This window comes from Paenalcaligenes sp. DL 463 (genome assembly GCF_057475185.1).
On sequence record NZ_JBYBKX010000003.1, the window covers coordinates 133,392 to 149,125 of the forward strand.

The 15,734-nt window shown below is 50.0% G+C and carries 17 protein-coding genes; 8 read left to right on the top strand and 9 right to left on the bottom strand.

Annotation, left to right across the window (positions count from 1 at the left end; all coding sequences use genetic code 11):
- Positions 1–61: 61 nt before the first annotated feature.
- The 6 genes from mtgA to mpl all read right to left on the bottom strand — a co-directional run bounded on the left by mtgA (position 62) and on the right by mpl (position 6,453).
- Positions 62–793, bottom strand: a complete 732-nt coding sequence (mtgA, locus tag AC2UZI_RS12195) for a monofunctional biosynthetic peptidoglycan transglycosylase (protein WP_486944149.1) — start codon at positions 791–793, stop codon at positions 62–64.
- Positions 793–1,641: a shikimate dehydrogenase gene (aroE, locus tag AC2UZI_RS12200; protein ID WP_486944150.1), complete on the bottom strand. Its 849-nt coding sequence runs from the start codon at positions 1,639–1,641 to the stop codon at positions 793–795. Before aroE ends, mtgA begins: the two co-directional genes overlap by 1 nt.
- Entirely contained in the window at positions 1,638–2,510 is an 873-nt protein-coding gene (locus AC2UZI_RS12205; protein WP_486944151.1) for an energy transducer TonB, read from the bottom strand. The genes aroE and AC2UZI_RS12205 overlap by 4 nt, the downstream gene beginning before the upstream one ends.
- Positions 2,511–2,512: 2 nt before the next feature.
- Positions 2,513–4,408, bottom strand: a complete 1,896-nt coding sequence (locus AC2UZI_RS12210; protein WP_486944152.1) for an RNB domain-containing ribonuclease — start codon at positions 4,406–4,408, stop codon at positions 2,513–2,515.
- Positions 4,409–4,472: 64 nt separating this feature from the next.
- Entirely contained in the window at positions 4,473–5,069 is a 597-nt protein-coding gene (locus AC2UZI_RS12215) for a YqiA/YcfP family alpha/beta fold hydrolase (RefSeq protein ID WP_486944153.1), read from the bottom strand.
- A 10-nt stretch (positions 5,070–5,079) separates the two neighbouring features.
- Positions 5,080–6,453 (bottom strand): UDP-N-acetylmuramate:L-alanyl-gamma-D-glutamyl-meso-diaminopimelate ligase, encoded by a 1,374-nt coding sequence (gene mpl / locus AC2UZI_RS12220; RefSeq protein WP_486944154.1) that lies wholly within the window; start codon positions 6,451–6,453, stop codon positions 5,080–5,082.
- A gap of 117 nt (positions 6,454–6,570) precedes the next feature.
- On the opposite strand from mpl, the gene AC2UZI_RS12225 reads away from it, so the two are divergent.
- From AC2UZI_RS12225 to AC2UZI_RS12260, 8 genes are all read left to right on the top strand, one after another.
- On the top strand, positions 6,571–7,074 hold the full coding sequence (locus tag AC2UZI_RS12225) for a TlpA family protein disulfide reductase (RefSeq protein ID WP_486944155.1): 504 nt from the start codon (positions 6,571–6,573) through the stop codon (positions 7,072–7,074).
- Between the two features lie 165 nt (positions 7,075–7,239).
- Entirely contained in the window at positions 7,240–7,674 is a 435-nt protein-coding gene (gene aroQ / locus AC2UZI_RS12230; RefSeq protein WP_486944156.1) for a type II 3-dehydroquinate dehydratase, read from the top strand.
- Between the two features lie 86 nt (positions 7,675–7,760).
- Positions 7,761–8,219, top strand: a complete 459-nt coding sequence (gene accB / locus AC2UZI_RS12235) for an acetyl-CoA carboxylase biotin carboxyl carrier protein (protein ID WP_486944157.1) — start codon at positions 7,761–7,763, stop codon at positions 8,217–8,219.
- Positions 8,220–8,223: 4 nt separating this feature from the next.
- Positions 8,224–9,570 carry an acetyl-CoA carboxylase biotin carboxylase subunit gene (gene accC / locus AC2UZI_RS12240; RefSeq protein WP_486944158.1) on the top strand — a complete coding sequence of 449 codons (1,347 nt, stop codon included), beginning with the start codon at positions 8,224–8,226 and terminating at the stop codon, positions 9,568–9,570.
- Positions 9,571–9,634: 64 nt separating this feature from the next.
- Positions 9,635–10,564: a 50S ribosomal protein L11 methyltransferase gene (gene prmA / locus AC2UZI_RS12245; RefSeq protein WP_486944159.1), complete on the top strand. Its 930-nt coding sequence runs from the start codon at positions 9,635–9,637 to the stop codon at positions 10,562–10,564.
- 20 nt (positions 10,565–10,584) lie between these two features.
- The gene (locus AC2UZI_RS12250; RefSeq protein ID WP_486944160.1) at positions 10,585–11,712 is read left to right on the top strand and encodes a zinc-ribbon and DUF3426 domain-containing protein; all 1,128 of its coding nucleotides are present in this window, start codon (positions 10,585–10,587) and stop codon (positions 11,710–11,712) included.
- A gap of 8 nt (positions 11,713–11,720) precedes the next feature.
- Complete coding sequence (locus AC2UZI_RS12255) at positions 11,721–12,662, top strand: carbohydrate kinase family protein (protein WP_486944161.1); 942 nt, start codon at positions 11,721–11,723, stop codon at positions 12,660–12,662.
- A gap of 59 nt (positions 12,663–12,721) precedes the next feature.
- Positions 12,722–13,216, top strand: a complete 495-nt coding sequence (locus tag AC2UZI_RS12260) for an outer membrane lipoprotein (RefSeq protein ID WP_486944162.1) — start codon at positions 12,722–12,724, stop codon at positions 13,214–13,216.
- 155 nt (positions 13,217–13,371) lie between these two features.
- On the opposite strand, the gene AC2UZI_RS12265 is transcribed toward AC2UZI_RS12260, so the two are convergent.
- The 3 genes from AC2UZI_RS12265 to AC2UZI_RS12275 form a co-directional block, all read right to left on the bottom strand.
- Complete coding sequence (locus tag AC2UZI_RS12265) at positions 13,372–13,935, bottom strand: YggT family protein (protein ID WP_486944163.1); 564 nt, start codon at positions 13,933–13,935, stop codon at positions 13,372–13,374.
- Between the two features lie 119 nt (positions 13,936–14,054).
- Complete coding sequence (locus AC2UZI_RS12270; RefSeq protein WP_486944164.1) at positions 14,055–14,444, bottom strand: histone; 390 nt, start codon at positions 14,442–14,444, stop codon at positions 14,055–14,057.
- A 149-nt stretch (positions 14,445–14,593) separates the two neighbouring features.
- Positions 14,594–15,721, bottom strand: a complete 1,128-nt coding sequence (locus AC2UZI_RS12275; protein WP_486944165.1) for a ribonucleotide-diphosphate reductase subunit beta — start codon at positions 15,719–15,721, stop codon at positions 14,594–14,596.
- Positions 15,722–15,734: the final 13 nt, after the last annotated feature.

Sequence of the window (15,734 nt, forward strand, 5' to 3'; positions counted from 1 at the left end):
GTAGGTGTGAGTCGAATGAGCTAGTGTATAGGGGCATTAACGGTAGTAGAAGTGACGAAGCTTAGGGAATCGCAACTTGGCGCATCCGTTGTTGAATTGTAGAGGTACGAGAACGTAAATAGGAGGTTGACCGGTTTTTATCGTAGAACGCGGGGTTGGGAAGCATGGCAGCCAGATTAGCGGCTTGGCGGGCGCTAAGTTGCCCTGCATTGACATTGAAATAGTGTCGTGCAGCGGCTTGGGCGCCAAATGCGCTTTCGCCCCATTGGGCCATGTTTAGGTATAGCTCCAGAATACGCTCTTTACTCATGACAAACTCAATCATGTAGCTAAGCACGAGCTCTTGACCCTTACGGAAATAGCTACGTGACTGTGACAAAAACAAGTTTTTGGCTAATTGCTGTGTAATCGTAGAGCCACCCCTACGTCGTGTAGAGCCTTTATCAGCTTGCTTGCGGTTGTACTCAAGCGCCAACCGTATGGCATCCCATTCTACACCGCCATGTGAGACGAAGTTAGCGTCCTCTGACGCAATAACGGCTCGTTTTAAATGAGTGCTAATGTCTGTGTAATCTGTCCATTGATAGGTGATGGCCGCTTTGGGGTTTTCGGTACGCAACTCGGAAATTGCTTGTCGCATAAAAGCGCTAGAGCGAGGGTTTTGCACGTTATACCAACACACCATCATAAAAAGTGCGACCTGATATACCAATACGAGTAGTAATGGAATAATAACGAGTACGGCTGCGACTTTTCGCTTATTGAGGCGTCGAGAAGGAAGCCCATTCACCATTAGCTAACCTTTAATGTTTGCCTTAGTTCAGTGAGTACTGGCGTGGTTTCAGGTAAAACACCGTGCCAAATCTCGAAACTAATGGCTGCTTGACCCACTAGCATGCCTAAACCATCAGCCTGAAAACGAGCGCCTTGGCATTGGCTTTGTAACATAAATGCGGTGGGTTCGGTGCCGTAGACCATGTCATAGGCTAAGGCATCGGGTGCAAAACGCAGGTCGTTTAAAGAAGGTGCCTGTTGGGAAAGGCTAGCTGAGGTCGCGTTAATCACGATATCCCACTGCCCGTCAATGTCGTCAAGTGAACCTGAACGTAAACGCGTCTTGTATTCCGGCCGCACGGCCAAAAGATCAGTAATTAGAGCTTGAGCTCGTTCAGGGGTTCGGTTGATGACTCGCAGTTCGCTGCAATGCGCCTCAAGTAAGGGAAGCAAACAGCCCCGAGCCGCGCCGCCAGCACCTACCATGAGAATACGGCGGTTTTTTGGGTCAAAGCCTAAGCGGATTAAGTCATTCAGTAATCCCATTCCATCGCTATTACAGCCGTGAATGACACCATCTTTTTTCCATAAGGTATTCACCGCTGCGGCAAGCCGTGCTCGTTCAGATAGGTGATTCTGAGCCAGACGATAGGCGTCTTCTTTAAAGGGCACGGTTACGTTTAAACCTAAGCCGCCCTCGTCAAAAAAGCGTTCGACATACGTTGAAAAGGCGTCGATAGGAGCCAAAAGCCGCTCGTACACCACAGAGAGACCACATTGCTTCGCAAACGCATGGTGAATAAAGGGCGAGCGACTATGTGCGATGGGGTTACCGATAACAGCGTATCGTTTGGGGGCTTGGGTCATGGGATTTCAGTACTTAAGGTTTGCTGGTGAAAATGCCACGTACGAGTGATAGCGATAATATCGCCCTGTTCGGCAAGCTCTAGTGAAAACGGGGCATAAGGTGCTGCTAAATTCACTACGCGTTGAGCGGTCAATGTGAAGATGGGGTCGTCGGCAGGTCGATGAATGACGACGCGCTCAAGCGAGCCATCGTAGCGTATATAAACGGTTAATTGTACGGTACCCGAGCGTTGGCCTCGAGCTTGCTCGGGATACAGCTCAGTGCCCAGTGCCTCGATTCTAGCGCGCCAGGTTTCAATGTAACTGGCCACTGGTGACTGTTGGGCTGAGGGGCCTTCAAAAATATAACGTGGCGATTGGTTGTAGCGTTGAACGGTAGCGCGTAGCGTATGTAACGACTGCGGCGGTGTGGGACGCTGATCAGTATGGTCAGCGTCGTCGTTTGAAGAGGTGTCAAGGTGGGGGTCAGAGATGGAAGCCTCAGCCCGCATTTCCCAACTGGATTCAAGTTGGCTTAACAGTTGCTGCTGTTGTGCTTCAAGGTCACGTTGGCGTTTCTGCAAAGCCATCAGGACCAATTGATCAGGAGAGGGCAACTCTGTGGTCGCTGTAGGAGAGCTGGCGACGGCTTGGGCTTCTGTGCCCCCGCCATCCGCTTGCCATTGGGCCAGTAAATGAGCTTGCAGAGGGGCTGATTCGGTTTTGAAGTTGACCAAAGCCACATCAACGGTGGGGCTTGGGACAGATGTACTAGAGGCGCCTGCCCACCACCAAGCGGCGAGCGCATGAAGAAGGGCTGAGACCGCCACGGCCCACCACAAATAATCGCGCTGTGGCTTAAATCGTGCTGAAGTGGGCCCAATCGACATGGCTATTCCGTTGGCGGATCGACAACCTCGTGTAAGCGGCAGTCTACGTCTAGGCTCAGCTCGTCTACACCGAGTATATCTAAGCGTACGACTTGGCCGCGGGGTAGCTCGCCCATCCCACCAACTCGGGTCACCAGCGGCGCGTTGTTAAAGCGCACCAAGTCTTCTTTGATAACGGTAGCGTCAACACGGCTAATGTCTTGCTGTTGCAGCCAGCGTAAGCACCAGTAGCGCTCAATAGCGTGTTGGAAGTCCCCCCAAGCAGAGTATTGGGCATCGAATGCACCAATAATTGCATAGAGATCAGCGTCTTTGGGCTTAAAGGGAGCGACTAAGCGGGCAGAGACACCGTGTTCGGCGGCCGATAGAATTTGCCACTGATTCACTAAATCCACATAACGACGCAACGGTGAGGTTGACCAGGCGTACTGCGGCACACCAATGCTTTCGTGGGGCGCCGCATGGGTAGACATCCGCGTACGCATGGCCTGTTGTGAGCGGTAAATGCCGGGAACACCGTGCTGGGCCAATAAACCACCCCACTGGCTGTTAGCCAGAATCATGTATTCGGCGGTGAGCAATCCCAGAGGTGCGTTCCGTACACGGGGAATTAGGTTTAATAAACTATCAGGGTCGTCGGCAGGGCCTTGTAGCTCGAAGGAGTATTCCACTCGGTTGTTATTCTCGGGTCTGCCGCGCACTTCATCACGCTTGGCCGATAAGTGACGAGAAAACTGCCAGAGCGGGCGCAGCCATTCGGCATAAGGTAATTCGACGCTAGGGTCCTCAAGCGCTTCAAGCGTGACATGCGGGTCCAGTTCGCACTGAATAAGGTTCTTTGTGACTTGAAGTTGTTCAAGCTTGGTTTCCGTGCTGTAAATCTCGCCTGTGCTTAAGCTCCCTTCCACATAAAGCGATAGAGCAGGGCGCTTTTGACCCTCAACCAATGAGAAGCGCTCAATGAAGGCGTCCGGCAACATCGGTATTTTCTGCCCCGGCATGTATACCGTTGACATGCGTTTGCGCGCTAGCTCGTCAAACTCATTGTCGCGTTGTATGGCCAAGCCGGGGGCGGCAATATGGACACCAATGCGAACGCGGTCATCGTCTACTACTGTAACGGAAAGGGCATCATCAATTTCGACGGTGTTGGCGTCGTCGACGGAATAAGCGATGACGTCGGCAACAGGAAGCTCGCTTCCGTATTCGCCTAGCGTGACAGGCGCAAAGTCAGTTCCTCGTGGAAAGTATTGCGACAGAAAACGATGGCGATGCAATGCAAGGGGGCTTGACCAGGCATTCAGCTTTAACAGCAGCTTTTCAGGGCTCATGCCTGATTGCTCTACGGCGGCATTAAAGGCTTTCCACTCAAGGGTGTTTTTGTCTGGGGCGCTTAATAAACTATTCGCTACAGCAGCGATCTCGGCAGGCAGCTCACCGGCTAGCATGGCATCGGTCCACGCTTGCTGCTGCAGTTCTTGTAGGCGTTTTTTCTCGATGGCCGCTAGCGCCGCTTTAAGAATGTCTGGCGGCGCTGGGCGATAAAGACCGCGGCCGCGACGGTGAAAATAAGCGGGAGCAGCATGTAGTGCAAAAATCATGGCGGTTTTTTCAACCGCATTAGGCGTGTGGCCGAAGTAATCTGCCGCTAAATCAGTGGCTTGGAACTCATCTTGAGGAGCACAGTCCCATAAGAAATCGATATCTAATGTTTGGGCCAGTGCCTCGGCTTGTTCCAGTAACTGAGCAGGCTCAGGTTGCTCAAACTCGAAGAAAACAGTGTTTTTCTTGATTTTGCTGCGTTTACCGCTAGCAGACTCGACTTGCATGGTGCTGTCCGAGTCGGAGAATATTTTTTCGGCTTTAAATTTACTGCTGTCTTCAAAGAGGACGTACATAAGGTTCCCGTAGGGTTCCGACAAGACAACTCATGCCTTGTTCGTGGAATACTTTGCTTAATGGTTAGAGGTGCTTAGGTTTAGCATTCAGCACAAAATCGATAATGTCGTTCTGGTATTTAGCAAAATCAGAGATGCTGTGATCGCCACCTTCTATGATTTGCCCGTGACTACCTTGGTACCAAGCGGCCATTTCTTTCCAATCTAAAACTTCGTCACCGGTGCAGGCCAATAAGTAATACCGCTGTGGGTCAGTAGGCTTACTTGTCGCTAATGCACTGAGTTCGTCGATGTAGTAATTCAGAAAATGAAACGGTGTGTCGCTGTGATAGTGCTCGTGCTCACCCACATGCTGTAATAGGTCGCGTGCGGCATACACTGCTGGATTGAGCACCACGCATCGCGCTTGGTGTTGCTCGGCTAAGTACGTAGCGTAATACCCACCCAGTGACGACCCTATCAAGACCAAGTCGGATTCTGACTGATCATTTCTATGGCGGCTGATGAATGACTCGCACAGCGCTATGGCTTCGGTTGGGCTAGCGGGAAGTTGGGGGCACACCCACCGATGTTCTAGCCCTTGCGCTTTAAAAGCGGTTGCTAACGACTGAGCTTTATACGAGGACGGTGAGGATCGAAAACCGTGCAGATAAAGAATCATGAAAACCCGTTTACGAGGTGGTGGCGGCTTCAAGAGCCGTTAAGAGTTTAAGATGGATACCGCCAAAACTGCCGTTGCTCATAACGACGATATGATCTCCGGATTGAGCCTGATCGACAATGGCGGACACCATGTCATCCAGTTCGTGCCAAACCGAGGCCTTGTTACCCAGCGGAGCCAGTACCTTCGCAGCGTCCCAGCCTAAAGCATGTTTGCCTTGTTGCTCACCAAAACAAAAACATAAATCGGCTTCGCTTAATGCATCGGGTAAGCGTTGTGCCATGGCACCAAGCTTCATTGTATTAGATCGCGGCTCTAACACGGCGACGATGCGTTGCGTACCTACGGCTTTTCGCACGCCTTCTAAGGTTAATGCAATTGCAGTGGGATGATGAGCAAAATCATCATATACCTTTACCCCGCCTACATCACCCCGCAATTCCATACGACGTTTGATGCCGTTAAATTGCGATAAGGCGGCACACGCCTGAGCAGGGTCCACACCGATGCTTTCCGCCGCAGCGATAGCCGCCAGTGCATTCTGGATATTGTGGGCTCCACTTAATGACCAATGTATTTGGCCTACGGTTTGCTGAGCATGGTGGATGTCAATTTCCCCCACTGAGACTTCAGTGGCCTGCCAGTCGCCATGGGGCCCCGTCGTGGTGATAGGGGTCCAGCAACCGCGAGCCAGTGCGCGATCAAGGTTTGCGTCGTCGGCGGGCTTGATGATGCGACCGTTATCGGGGACCGTGCGGATGAGATGATGAAATTGGGTTTCGATGGCAGCGAGATCGGGGAAGATGTCCGCATGATCAAATTCGAGGTTGTTCAAAATTGCCGTGCGAGGGCGATAGTGCACAAACTTTGAGCGCTTATCAAAAAAAGCGGTGTCGTACTCATCCGCTTCGATCACAAAATAGCGCTGGGCGGAGTCGTAGCGAGCCGAGAGGCCAAGGTCTGGCGCAATCCCACCAATCAGAAAGTTAGGAGCGAGACCGGCAAATTCAAGTATCCACGCCAACATAGAGCTGGTTGTGGTTTTGCCATGTGTGCCTGCCACGGCTAATACGTGCTGGCCTTGTAAGATATGCTCGCCTAACCACTGTGGGCCAGAGACATAAGGTAGCCCTTGGCGCAGTATCTCTTCCATCAGTGGATTCGTGCGTGACACGACATTCCCTACCACGTATAAGTCGGGTTTTAATGCCACTTGGTCAGCATCGAAACCCTCGATCAGTGTGATCCCTTGTTCTTCCAGTTGCGTACTCATGGGCGGGTAGACCCCTGCATCGCAGCCAGTAACGGTTAACCCTGCAGCGCGAGCAATTAAGGCGAGACCGCCCATAAACGTGCCGCAAATGCCTAATATATGTATGTGCATGACAATCCTCCGGCAGCCATTTTAGTCAGATATTAAGAGCAGGCATATAAAGCGACGTAAATGGCGATGTTATGATGCACTAACTATGTTTATTTATGTTTATTCTGAGTCGAAATAATGAGCCGACGTCGTTTTTTACGCCAAGGGTTCAGCACCGCTATTGTGCTGGGGACAACGGGCCTCAGTTCGGTGTCTCGTGCAAGCCTATTACCCGCTGATCCGTTTTTGGCTAGATCCTTTAATGACCTAGCGGGCGATGAGCAATCGTTATCAACGTACGCTGGAAAACCACTGGTGCTTAACTTTTGGGCAACCTGGTGTGCACCGTGTGTTGAAGAGATGCCGGATTTAGATCAACTTAGCCAACAATTTCCAGACATAGGGTTTTTAGGCTTAGCAGTCGACACAACTCGAAATGTAGAGAAGTTCTTAAAGAAGGTTCCCGTGCATTACCCTATTTTAATTGCAGGCCATGGGGGTGTTGAGCAGATGCGAGACCTAGGCAACAAAAAAGGCGGGTTACCGTTTACGGTGGTGTTTAATCGAAATGGCCGTATTGCGCATCGCATTCTAGGGCAAATTCAGCCTTCGGACTTGGAAGAAAAGATAAAAAGCCTGTAGGGCCGAGGGCATAATGTGACTGACGTTGATTAGGCGAAATTGTCCTATATAACGCTAATTGTGTGGAAAATCTGAAAAAAACAATGTGAAACATAAGACGGCTTTTATAGACAACAGCGGCTTTTTGGCGTAAAAAGGCGGTCTGACTTCACGAAATATGTAAAAATGGCGCATAACATACTGGTTCTGCATGGTCCCAATCTGAATTTGCTCGGTACTCGCGAGCCTGATGTCTATGGGCATCAGACGCTAGCCGATATCAATACGCATTTACGGACGGTGGCTGCTGCGTCCGGTGCACAATGCCAAGCCTTCCAAAGCAATCACGAAGGTGAGCTTGTCGACCAAATACAGGCCGCAGCTCAAAAACGCATTGACTATATAATTATTAACGCAGCGGCTTATACACATACCAGTGTGGCGATCCGTGATGCGTTAGCAGCAGTGCGTATCCCTTTCGTCGAAGTACACCTTTCAAATGTATATCAGCGGGAAACCTTTCGTCATCACTCTTATTTGTCGGCGACAGCAAAGGGCGTTATTGTGGGATTAGGTGCTTATGGTTACGAAGCCGCGTTGCGCTTTGTATTAGCGCAATAAATCTTGCAATATCTTTTCCAATTTGACCAATTTCTTTATCGCGTCGACTCTGTTTCTTTATTAGAGCGGCGCAGCGGGAAGCATGCATGGATCTCAGAAAACTTAAAACCCTCATTGACCTCGTAGCCGAGTCCGATATTTCAGAACTCGAAGTCACGGAAGGGGACGGCAAGGTACGCATTGTTAAATCGTCACCCGAGGCGCAACAAGTGGTTTATGCGGCAGCACCTCAACAGGTAGCACCGGCTCCTGCAGCGGCAGCCCCAGTGGCAGAAAGCGCAGCAGCGCCAGCGGCTCCGGCGGCACCAGCAGGTCACGTCATCAAGGCTCCGATGGTTGGTACTTTCTATCGAGCACCGAATCCGGGCGCGGCACCTTTTGCTGAAGTCGGGCAAACCGTCAAAGAAGGTGATGCGTTGTGTATTATCGAAGCCATGAAGCTGCTAAACGAAATCGAAGCCGATAAATCGGGCGTAATTAAAGAAGTCTTGATCGAAAACGGTGAACCAGTCGAATTCGGACAACCTCTATTTGTGATCGGTTAATTTCATGTTTGAAAAGATCCTAATCGCTAATCGGGGTGAAATCGCCCTACGTATCCAGCGTGCATGCCGCGAAATGGGCATTAAAACGGTGGTGGTTCATTCAGAAGTGGATCGGGAAGCTAAATATGTGCGGCTCGCCGACGAATCCGTTTGTATCGGTCCGGCGCCAGCGCGTGACAGTTATCTCAACATGCCGGCCATCATTTCTGCAGCGGAAGTAACGGATGCTGAAGCCATCCATCCCGGCTATGGCTTCATGGCTGAAAATGCAGACTTTGCAGAGCGCGTTGAGAAAAGTGGTTTTGTGTTTATCGGCCCGCGCCCTGAAACCATTCGCTTAATGGGTGATAAAGTAACGGCTAAGAAAACCATGATCGAAGCCGGTATTCCAGTCGTGCCGGGTTCCGCTGGGGCATTACCTGATGATTCCGACGAAATTATCCGCATTGCACGCGAAATTGGTTATCCGGTGATTGTCAAAGCATCGGGCGGTGGTGGCGGTCGTGGTATGCGCGTGGTCTTTACCGAAGGTGCGCTATTAACGGCTGTTGCGACAACTCGTTCCGAAGCCGAGGCCGCATTTGGAAACCCCGAGCTGTACATGGAAAAGTACCTCGAAAACCCACGCCATATCGAAATTCAGGTCATGGCCGACGGCGGTCGTAACGCGGTCTGGCTGGGTGAGCGCGATTGCTCCATGCAACGACGACACCAGAAAGTGATCGAAGAGGCGCCCGCGCCAGGTATTTCACGCAAACTGATCGAGCGCATTGGCGATCGTTGCGTTGAAGCCTGCCGAAAGCTGGGTTATCGCGGTGCAGGTACCTTCGAATTTCTCTATGAAAACGGCGAGTTCTTCTTCATCGAAATGAATACCCGTATTCAAGTTGAGCACACCGTTACCGAGATGATTACGGGTATCGACTTGATTCAAGAGCAAATTAAAGTGGCTGCCGGTGAAAAATTTACCCTACGTCAACGTGATATCCAGTTTAAAGGCCATTCGATCGAATGCCGTATTAATGCTGAAGATGCCTTTAATTTCACCCCCAGTCCTGGGAAAATCGTAAAATGGCATACGCCTGGTGGTCCCGGTATTCGTATGGACTCGCACGTGTACGCCGGTTATACCGTACCTCCTAATTACGACTCCATGATCGCCAAGCTCATTTCATATGGCGAAACTCGAGAGCAGGCGATTGCAAGAATGTCTATTGCTCTTTCCGAGATGATTGTCGAAGGTATTAATACCAACATACCTTTGCATCGCGAGTTGTTGCAAGACAGTCGGTTTGCTGAGGGTGGAGTCAGCATCCACTACTTAGAAGAAAAATTAGCACAGCGTCCTTAATACGATAAAGCGTTAAAATGAAAACAGGGGTTCAACCCCTGTTTTCTTTTTATGGAAATTAAACATGCGTGAACTCGTACTGCATTGTGATGAACAGCAGGCAGAAAGCCTATCAGACGCCTTACTTGAATTAGGCGTATTATCCGTTTCGGTTGAAGATGCCGATGAACACACAGAAAATGAACAACCGCTATTTGGCGAGCCAGGGCTAGAGCCTGATGTTTTCGCGTGGCGACGTAATCGTGTGGTGGCGTTGCTGCCCGATGACTCGATCCCAGAGGTGTTAATTCGTCAGTTACGCGAATGGGATGTCGCGGATATTAGCGATGGCTATTGGGAAATTCGAGATGTCCCTGACAACGACTGGGTTCGTCTTACCCAAGCGCAGTTTGGGCCGATGAAGGTAGGGGAGCGCGTATTAATTGTGCCTAGTTGGCACCGTGACGATCCTAATCTGCCATCTGTGGCCGACACCGAGAACACCGACTCTGGTTTAGTGCGAATTGAGCTTGACCCAGGATTGGCGTTTGGTACGGGAAGTCACCCTACAACGCACCTGTGCTTAAGCTGGTTGTCCGATTGCTTGCCTGAACACAGCCAGGTATTGGATTACGGGTGTGGCTCAGGCATATTGGCCATTGCAGCAAAAAAACTAGGCGCTGCGTCTGTGCGGGCCGTCGATATTGACGAGCAGGCAGTATTAGCGACGCAATACAATGCAGGCATGAATCGTACCACCCTAACCGCAACGTTGCCTGACGAGCTTGAGGACGGTAGCTTTGATGTCGTGGTTGCTAATATTCTATCGGGTCCGTTAAAAGTCATGGCGTCTATGCTATGTGGGCGCGTCAAGCCCGGTGGACACTTAGTTCTTTCGGGCATTCTCGAATGGCAAACTCAAGAAATGATCGAGGCTTATAAGCCGTGGATGACACTTGAGTTGTGGGGAGAACGAGAGGGGTGGATTTGTTTAGCGGGTCAGCGTCCAGTCTAAATTAATGCGAGCGCAACACGATGGAACTAACGACTCAGTGCCCACGCTGTAGAACAAAATTTGCCGCAAGTATGGCCGATTTACAGCGCCGAAAAGGGTTTATACGCTGTGTGCAATGCGCTCATATTTTTGATGGCTTTGAGGAAATCGTTCCTGATGAGACGCCGCAAAATAATCTAGCGGACCCGTTTTCCGTTGAGCGAATTGAGCCGCAAGTCTCAAGCGATGTGCCTGTTGTCGTCCGTACATCCAAGCCGTTGATTCATCCCGAGTCACCCCAGCGGGGGCCAGATACACCTCAGGTCATTCGCTCGGATCGGCAGCATTTCATAGCGCCTAATGACGACGTCCCGCCCAGTTTACAGCTGGCGCTAGCGCGTGAGCCCGTTCACCGCATCCCATCGCCTTTTGATCGTGAACTCACCGAAGATGAAAACACGACCTTTAAGCTAAGTGACACGGCGAATCCGATCGCATCGGATGATGGCGATCCTAACGAACAGGACGACACATTTTATGTATCTGATGCGGTTTTTGCTGATCAGACGGGTTCTGAGCCCGACCACGAGACTACTGATTTTTATGCTCACTCTGATGATGTTCAGGTCGATGAGCCGCCACCCCATCGCCACTACCCAGACACCTCGACGTCACTGACGTCGAATGTGGTTCGGCTGTTTTGGTGGGGCATGCTTGTGCTGCTATTGGTGTTGCTATCACTACAGATTCTATATGTCTTTAGAAATCAGGTAGCGAATCAATTACCGATAATGCGCCCTGTTCTAGAGTCGTTGTGTGTGCGTATAGGCTGCGAGGTGTCGTACGAGCGCCGTATTAATCAGATAAAAATTGTGTCGTCGTCGCTTCAGGTTCAGGCGGGCAAGGGCGATGTACAAGACCTTTATAATTTACGTATTCGCTTGCGAAACGATGATAAACGGCCGCAAGAGTGGCCTACCTTGATTGTCACGTTTACCGATATCTCCACAGCGGTGATCACGCGTATCGAGCTTGATCCTCAGCGCTATCTGACGCCACAGCAATTGGCTGCCCCGTTTGGCGCCTTCGATGAGGTAGAGTTCACGTTGCCCGTTAATGCGCGAGGAAAACGTATTAATGGCTACAAAATTGATAAATATTATTCGTAGGGAAGAGAATGTCTGAACGTATTCTAGTGTGTGGCTCTTTAGCTTTTGACACCATCACTGTATTTAACGGTCATTTTAAAGACCACATTTTGGCTGATGGCGTTAAGTCGCTTAGTGTCTCTTTCCTAGTACCCGATATGCGTAAAGAATACGGGGGATGTGCCGGTAACATTGCTTATAACTTAAGCTTGTTGGGTGCGCAGGCGGTTCCGGTTGGTGCAGTTGGGAATGATGCCGATGACTACGTGCAGTACTTACATGATTTGGGTGTGGATACGTCGATGATCATGCGTCGCGCGGACTCATTTTCTGCGCAGTGTTTTATTACCACCGACTTAGACGGTAATCAAATCGCATCGTTCCACCCCGGGGCGATGAACTTTTCAAGCGAGAATGATTTAACCGGTCAAGAGGCCGCCTGGGCGATTGTTGCTCCCGATGCGCGAGACGCTATGTTTGCTAATGCAAAGCGTCTTCAAGCTCAGAATATCCCTTTTGTATTCGATTTGGGTCAGGCCATGCCTTTATTCACCGGCGACGACCTTAATAGCATGCTGGACATGGCTCAAATTCTGACAGCCAATGACTACGAGGCGGAAGTGATCGAGCAGCGTACTGGTAAATCCATGGCCGATATTGCATCGACTATGCAAGCAGTTGTAATCACACGTGGTGCGCACGGTGCAACTTTATATACTGAAGGGACTCAAACACACATTGATGCTATAACGGTCTCTCACGTTGCCGATCCGACTGGATGTGGTGATTCACACCGAGCTGGTTTGTTATATGGCCTAACAAAAGGTTGGAGTCTTTACGAATCTTGTTGCCTAGGAAACGTGATGGGTAGTATTAAAATAGCATCACAAGGCCCGCAGAATCATAAACCTTCGAGATCCGAGGTTAGCGAGCGACTTAAGCAGTACTTCGCTATAGAGCGATCGCTTTAAACGCGTTGACTGCTTAGGGTGGAAATTTTACTCTTCATAGAGCTTTATCGGAGTCACCTATGTTTAATCTAGGTTTTAGCCAAACAGCAGCCCGTCGATTTGCTATTGCAGCATTAGCCATCTCTCCTCTCGTATTTATTGCAGGCTGTGCGAATAAATCGGCATCCAGTAATGTGTACAGTTACGGGCAGGCGCAGCGTGAACAAATTGTACGTATGGGTACTGTTGTCTCCACACGAGCCATTGTGATTCAGAACGAGCAGTCTTCAGGTGTGGGCACCCTAGCCGGTGGCGCACTGGGTGGCGTAGCTGGTAGCACCATTGGTGGTGGGCGTGGCCAAGTGCTAGCGACCATTGGTGGGGCTTTACTGGGTGGTATCGCTGGGAATGCGGTTGAAAACCAAACAGGTAAAACGCAGGGCTTGGAAGTAACAGTGCGTTTAGATAATGGCGAGACCCGTGTGATTGCGCAAGCGGCGGATATCCAGTTCACATCAGGTCAGCGCGTACGTCTATTAAGTGGTAATGGGCCAACCCGTGTGGTTCCCCTTTAAACGACTACACTAGCCCAAAATCAGATCAGATAATCATACTAGGATGCTGATAGCATCGTCCTGTGTACTGCCATTGTCTTAAATGAAAAAAGCCCGCTTCAACTGATTTGCTAAGTTGAAGCGGGCTTCTTTATTAATGTTGGAAGCCTACGTAGTTATATTCCAATAACGCTAAAGCTCAGTCGTTGCAAAATAAAGGTAGCGACTTGGGCCAGAAGAAGCAGCACTAACGGCGAAAAATCAAAGGCGCCTGTCTGGGGAAGAAGGCGGCGAATCGGATCAAGCAACGGTGCTGTTAAGGTTTGCAAAAAAGGCATCACGGGAGCGGCTGGATTAACCCAAGATAAAATGGCTTGAATTAAGGTGACCCAGAGCGTGATATTGGCGGCCCATTTGGCCACAGTGATGAAGGCCGCTAGTATGGCCCGTAAAAGTAAATCAACGGGTACCATGACGGATATATACAGCATATAGCCTAGGATCACATGTAGGTACGCCACGATGAAGGCGGCTACCAGACTGGGCCAGTCCAGTAGCCGCTTATTGGGCACGACGCGACTGATGGGTAGAATTGCCCAGTCGGTGACTTTAAAAAGGGCCTGAGAGTAAGGGTTGAAAGGGTGCATTCGTATGGCATAAAGCCAGGCACGAATAATAAAAGCGATCCCTAACAGGCTAAGAATGATGTTCAGTACAAAGTAGAGGGTGTCATTCAACATAAAAAAGGCGAGATAAAAAAGTCAATAATACATTGTCGCATGCTCAGAAATAATTATGGGTCAAACGTTAACGTTTGACCCATAATTATTTCTGACTTGGCCAGGCTACTTGATAAGGCTTAGGGGCGTTTTCCTGTTGGAAAAGGCCATGAGCCAGCTGGGTTAGTATCCGTCTTTGTGGCGGGGGCTTTCGTTGCCGTTTTGGACGCTTTGGTGGCTTTTTTGCTTTGTGCCTTCGTGCTGGTGCTGGACTCTGCTTTGACGGTACTGGCTTTGGTGCTAGCCGCACTGACTTTCGCTGCCGCTTTTTTAGCTACCTTTTTGCTTGCTGCTTTTTTAGCGGTGGCTGTGGTTTTCTTAGCGGCGGTCTTAGCGCTTGTTTTAGCTACTTTTTTAGCTGCAGAAGATTTTGCTTTGGTTTTGGCGGTATCGTCAGTTGTCGCCGTTTTTTTGGGGCTCGTGGTTTTCGTTGTAGCGGCTTTGGAAGCACCTTTTTTGGCAGTTGCCATGGTCAAGCTCCTTGAGTACAGGTCGAAAGGAATATACTCATTTGGTGTGGCCCTCGCTGGAGCGTGGCGCCTCGCAAATGACGGAGGCGTACACCACGAAGAGCAGTGTACGCCTAGAAGTCTAACGTAAGTCGTTATACAGTCAAGTGTTAATCCCAGCTAAGGGCACCACCTGTTTGATATTCAATGACTCGTGTCTCAAAAAAGTTGCGTTCTTTTTTAAGATCAATCATCTCTGCCATCCAAGGGAAAGGGTTTTCTTCTTGCGGGAACAAAGGCTCTAGGCCGATTTGTTGGCAACGACGGTTTGCAATAAAACGCAAGTAGGTCTTAAACATCGTGGCGTTGAGACCGAGTACGCCACGTGGCATGGTGTCTTCCGCATACGCGTATTCAAGCTCTACAGCCTGTACGAACAAGCCACGAATTTTCTCGCGGAACTCTTCTGTCCACAAGTGCGGGTTTTCAAGCTTAATGGTGTTAATTAAGTCGATACCAAAGTTGCAGTGCATGGACTCGTCGCGAAGAATGTACATGTACTGCTCGGCAGCACCGGTCATTTTATTTTGACGGCCTAGGGCAAGAATTTGTGTAAAGCCTACGTAGAAAAACAAGCCTTCCATTAGGCAAGCAAACACAATCAGCGACTCAAGCAGTTTCTGGTCGTTTTCGACGGTGCCGGTTTTGAAGTCTGGATGAGAAATTTGATCAATAAAGGGGATCAAGAACTCGTCTTTATTTCGAATGGAGGGCACTTCATGGTAAGCGTTGAAAATCTCAGACTCGTCTAAGTCTAAGCTTTCAACGATGTACTGATAAGCATGCGTATGAATCGCTTCTTCAAAGGCTTGACGCAATAAGAACTGGCGGCACTCGGGGGCTGTGATGTGTCGGTAGGTACCCAGCACAATGTTATTGGCCGCCAATGAGTCGGCGGTCACAAAGAAGCCAAGGTTACGCTTAACGATACGACGCTCGTCTTCGGTTAGACCGTTAGGGTCTTTCCAAAGCGCAATATCACGCGACATATTCACTTCTTGTGGCATCCAGTGGTTGGCACACGTCGCTAAGTATTTTTCCCAAGCCCATTTGTACTTAAAAGGTACAAGTTGGTTGACGTCAGTTTCACCATTAATGATGCGTTTGTCAGCGGCGCGAACGCGGCTACCTGTACCCGTATTCAGGCCTTGAGCCGTAGACGTAACGGGTGTGTCAGTACCGCCTTCGGTGACGGTCTGCTCTTTAACGGTTTCGGGGTTAGAGTCCCAATTCAACATAGTAGTAATCCTG

Coding starts and splice junctions, on each gene's coding strand:
- AC2UZI_RS12210 (WP_486944152.1), bottom strand. CDS start 4,408: ATGTACGTCCTCTTTGAAGACAGCAGTAAATTTAAAGCCGAAAAAATA.
- accC (WP_486944158.1), top strand. CDS start 8,224: ATGTTTGAAAAGATCCTAATCGCTAATCGGGGTGAAATCGCCCTACGT.
- AC2UZI_RS12270 (WP_486944164.1), bottom strand. CDS start 14,444: ATGGCAACTGCCAAAAAAGGTGCTTCCAAAGCCGCTACAACGAAAACC.
- accB (WP_486944157.1), top strand. CDS start 7,761: ATGGATCTCAGAAAACTTAAAACCCTCATTGACCTCGTAGCCGAGTCC.
- aroE (WP_486944150.1), bottom strand. CDS start 1,641: ATGACCCAAGCCCCCAAACGATACGCTGTTATCGGTAACCCCATCGCA.
- AC2UZI_RS12250 (WP_486944160.1), top strand. CDS start 10,585: ATGGAACTAACGACTCAGTGCCCACGCTGTAGAACAAAATTTGCCGCA.
- AC2UZI_RS12225 (WP_486944155.1), top strand. CDS start 6,571: ATGAGCCGACGTCGTTTTTTACGCCAAGGGTTCAGCACCGCTATTGTG.
- AC2UZI_RS12265 (WP_486944163.1), bottom strand. CDS start 13,935: ATGTTGAATGACACCCTCTACTTTGTACTGAACATCATTCTTAGCCTG.
- AC2UZI_RS12260 (WP_486944162.1), top strand. CDS start 12,722: ATGTTTAATCTAGGTTTTAGCCAAACAGCAGCCCGTCGATTTGCTATT.
- aroQ (WP_486944156.1), top strand. CDS start 7,240: ATGGCGCATAACATACTGGTTCTGCATGGTCCCAATCTGAATTTGCTC.
- prmA (WP_486944159.1), top strand. CDS start 9,635: ATGCGTGAACTCGTACTGCATTGTGATGAACAGCAGGCAGAAAGCCTA.
- AC2UZI_RS12215 (WP_486944153.1), bottom strand. CDS start 5,069: ATGATTCTTTATCTGCACGGTTTTCGATCCTCACCGTCCTCGTATAAA.
- AC2UZI_RS12205 (WP_486944151.1), bottom strand. CDS start 2,510: ATGTCGATTGGGCCCACTTCAGCACGATTTAAGCCACAGCGCGATTAT.
- mpl (WP_486944154.1), bottom strand. CDS start 6,453: ATGCACATACATATATTAGGCATTTGCGGCACGTTTATGGGCGGTCTC.
- mtgA (WP_486944149.1), bottom strand. CDS start 793: ATGGTGAATGGGCTTCCTTCTCGACGCCTCAATAAGCGAAAAGTCGCA.
- AC2UZI_RS12255 (WP_486944161.1), top strand. CDS start 11,721: ATGTCTGAACGTATTCTAGTGTGTGGCTCTTTAGCTTTTGACACCATC.
- AC2UZI_RS12275 (WP_486944165.1), bottom strand. CDS start 15,721: ATGTTGAATTGGGACTCTAACCCCGAAACCGTTAAAGAGCAGACCGTC.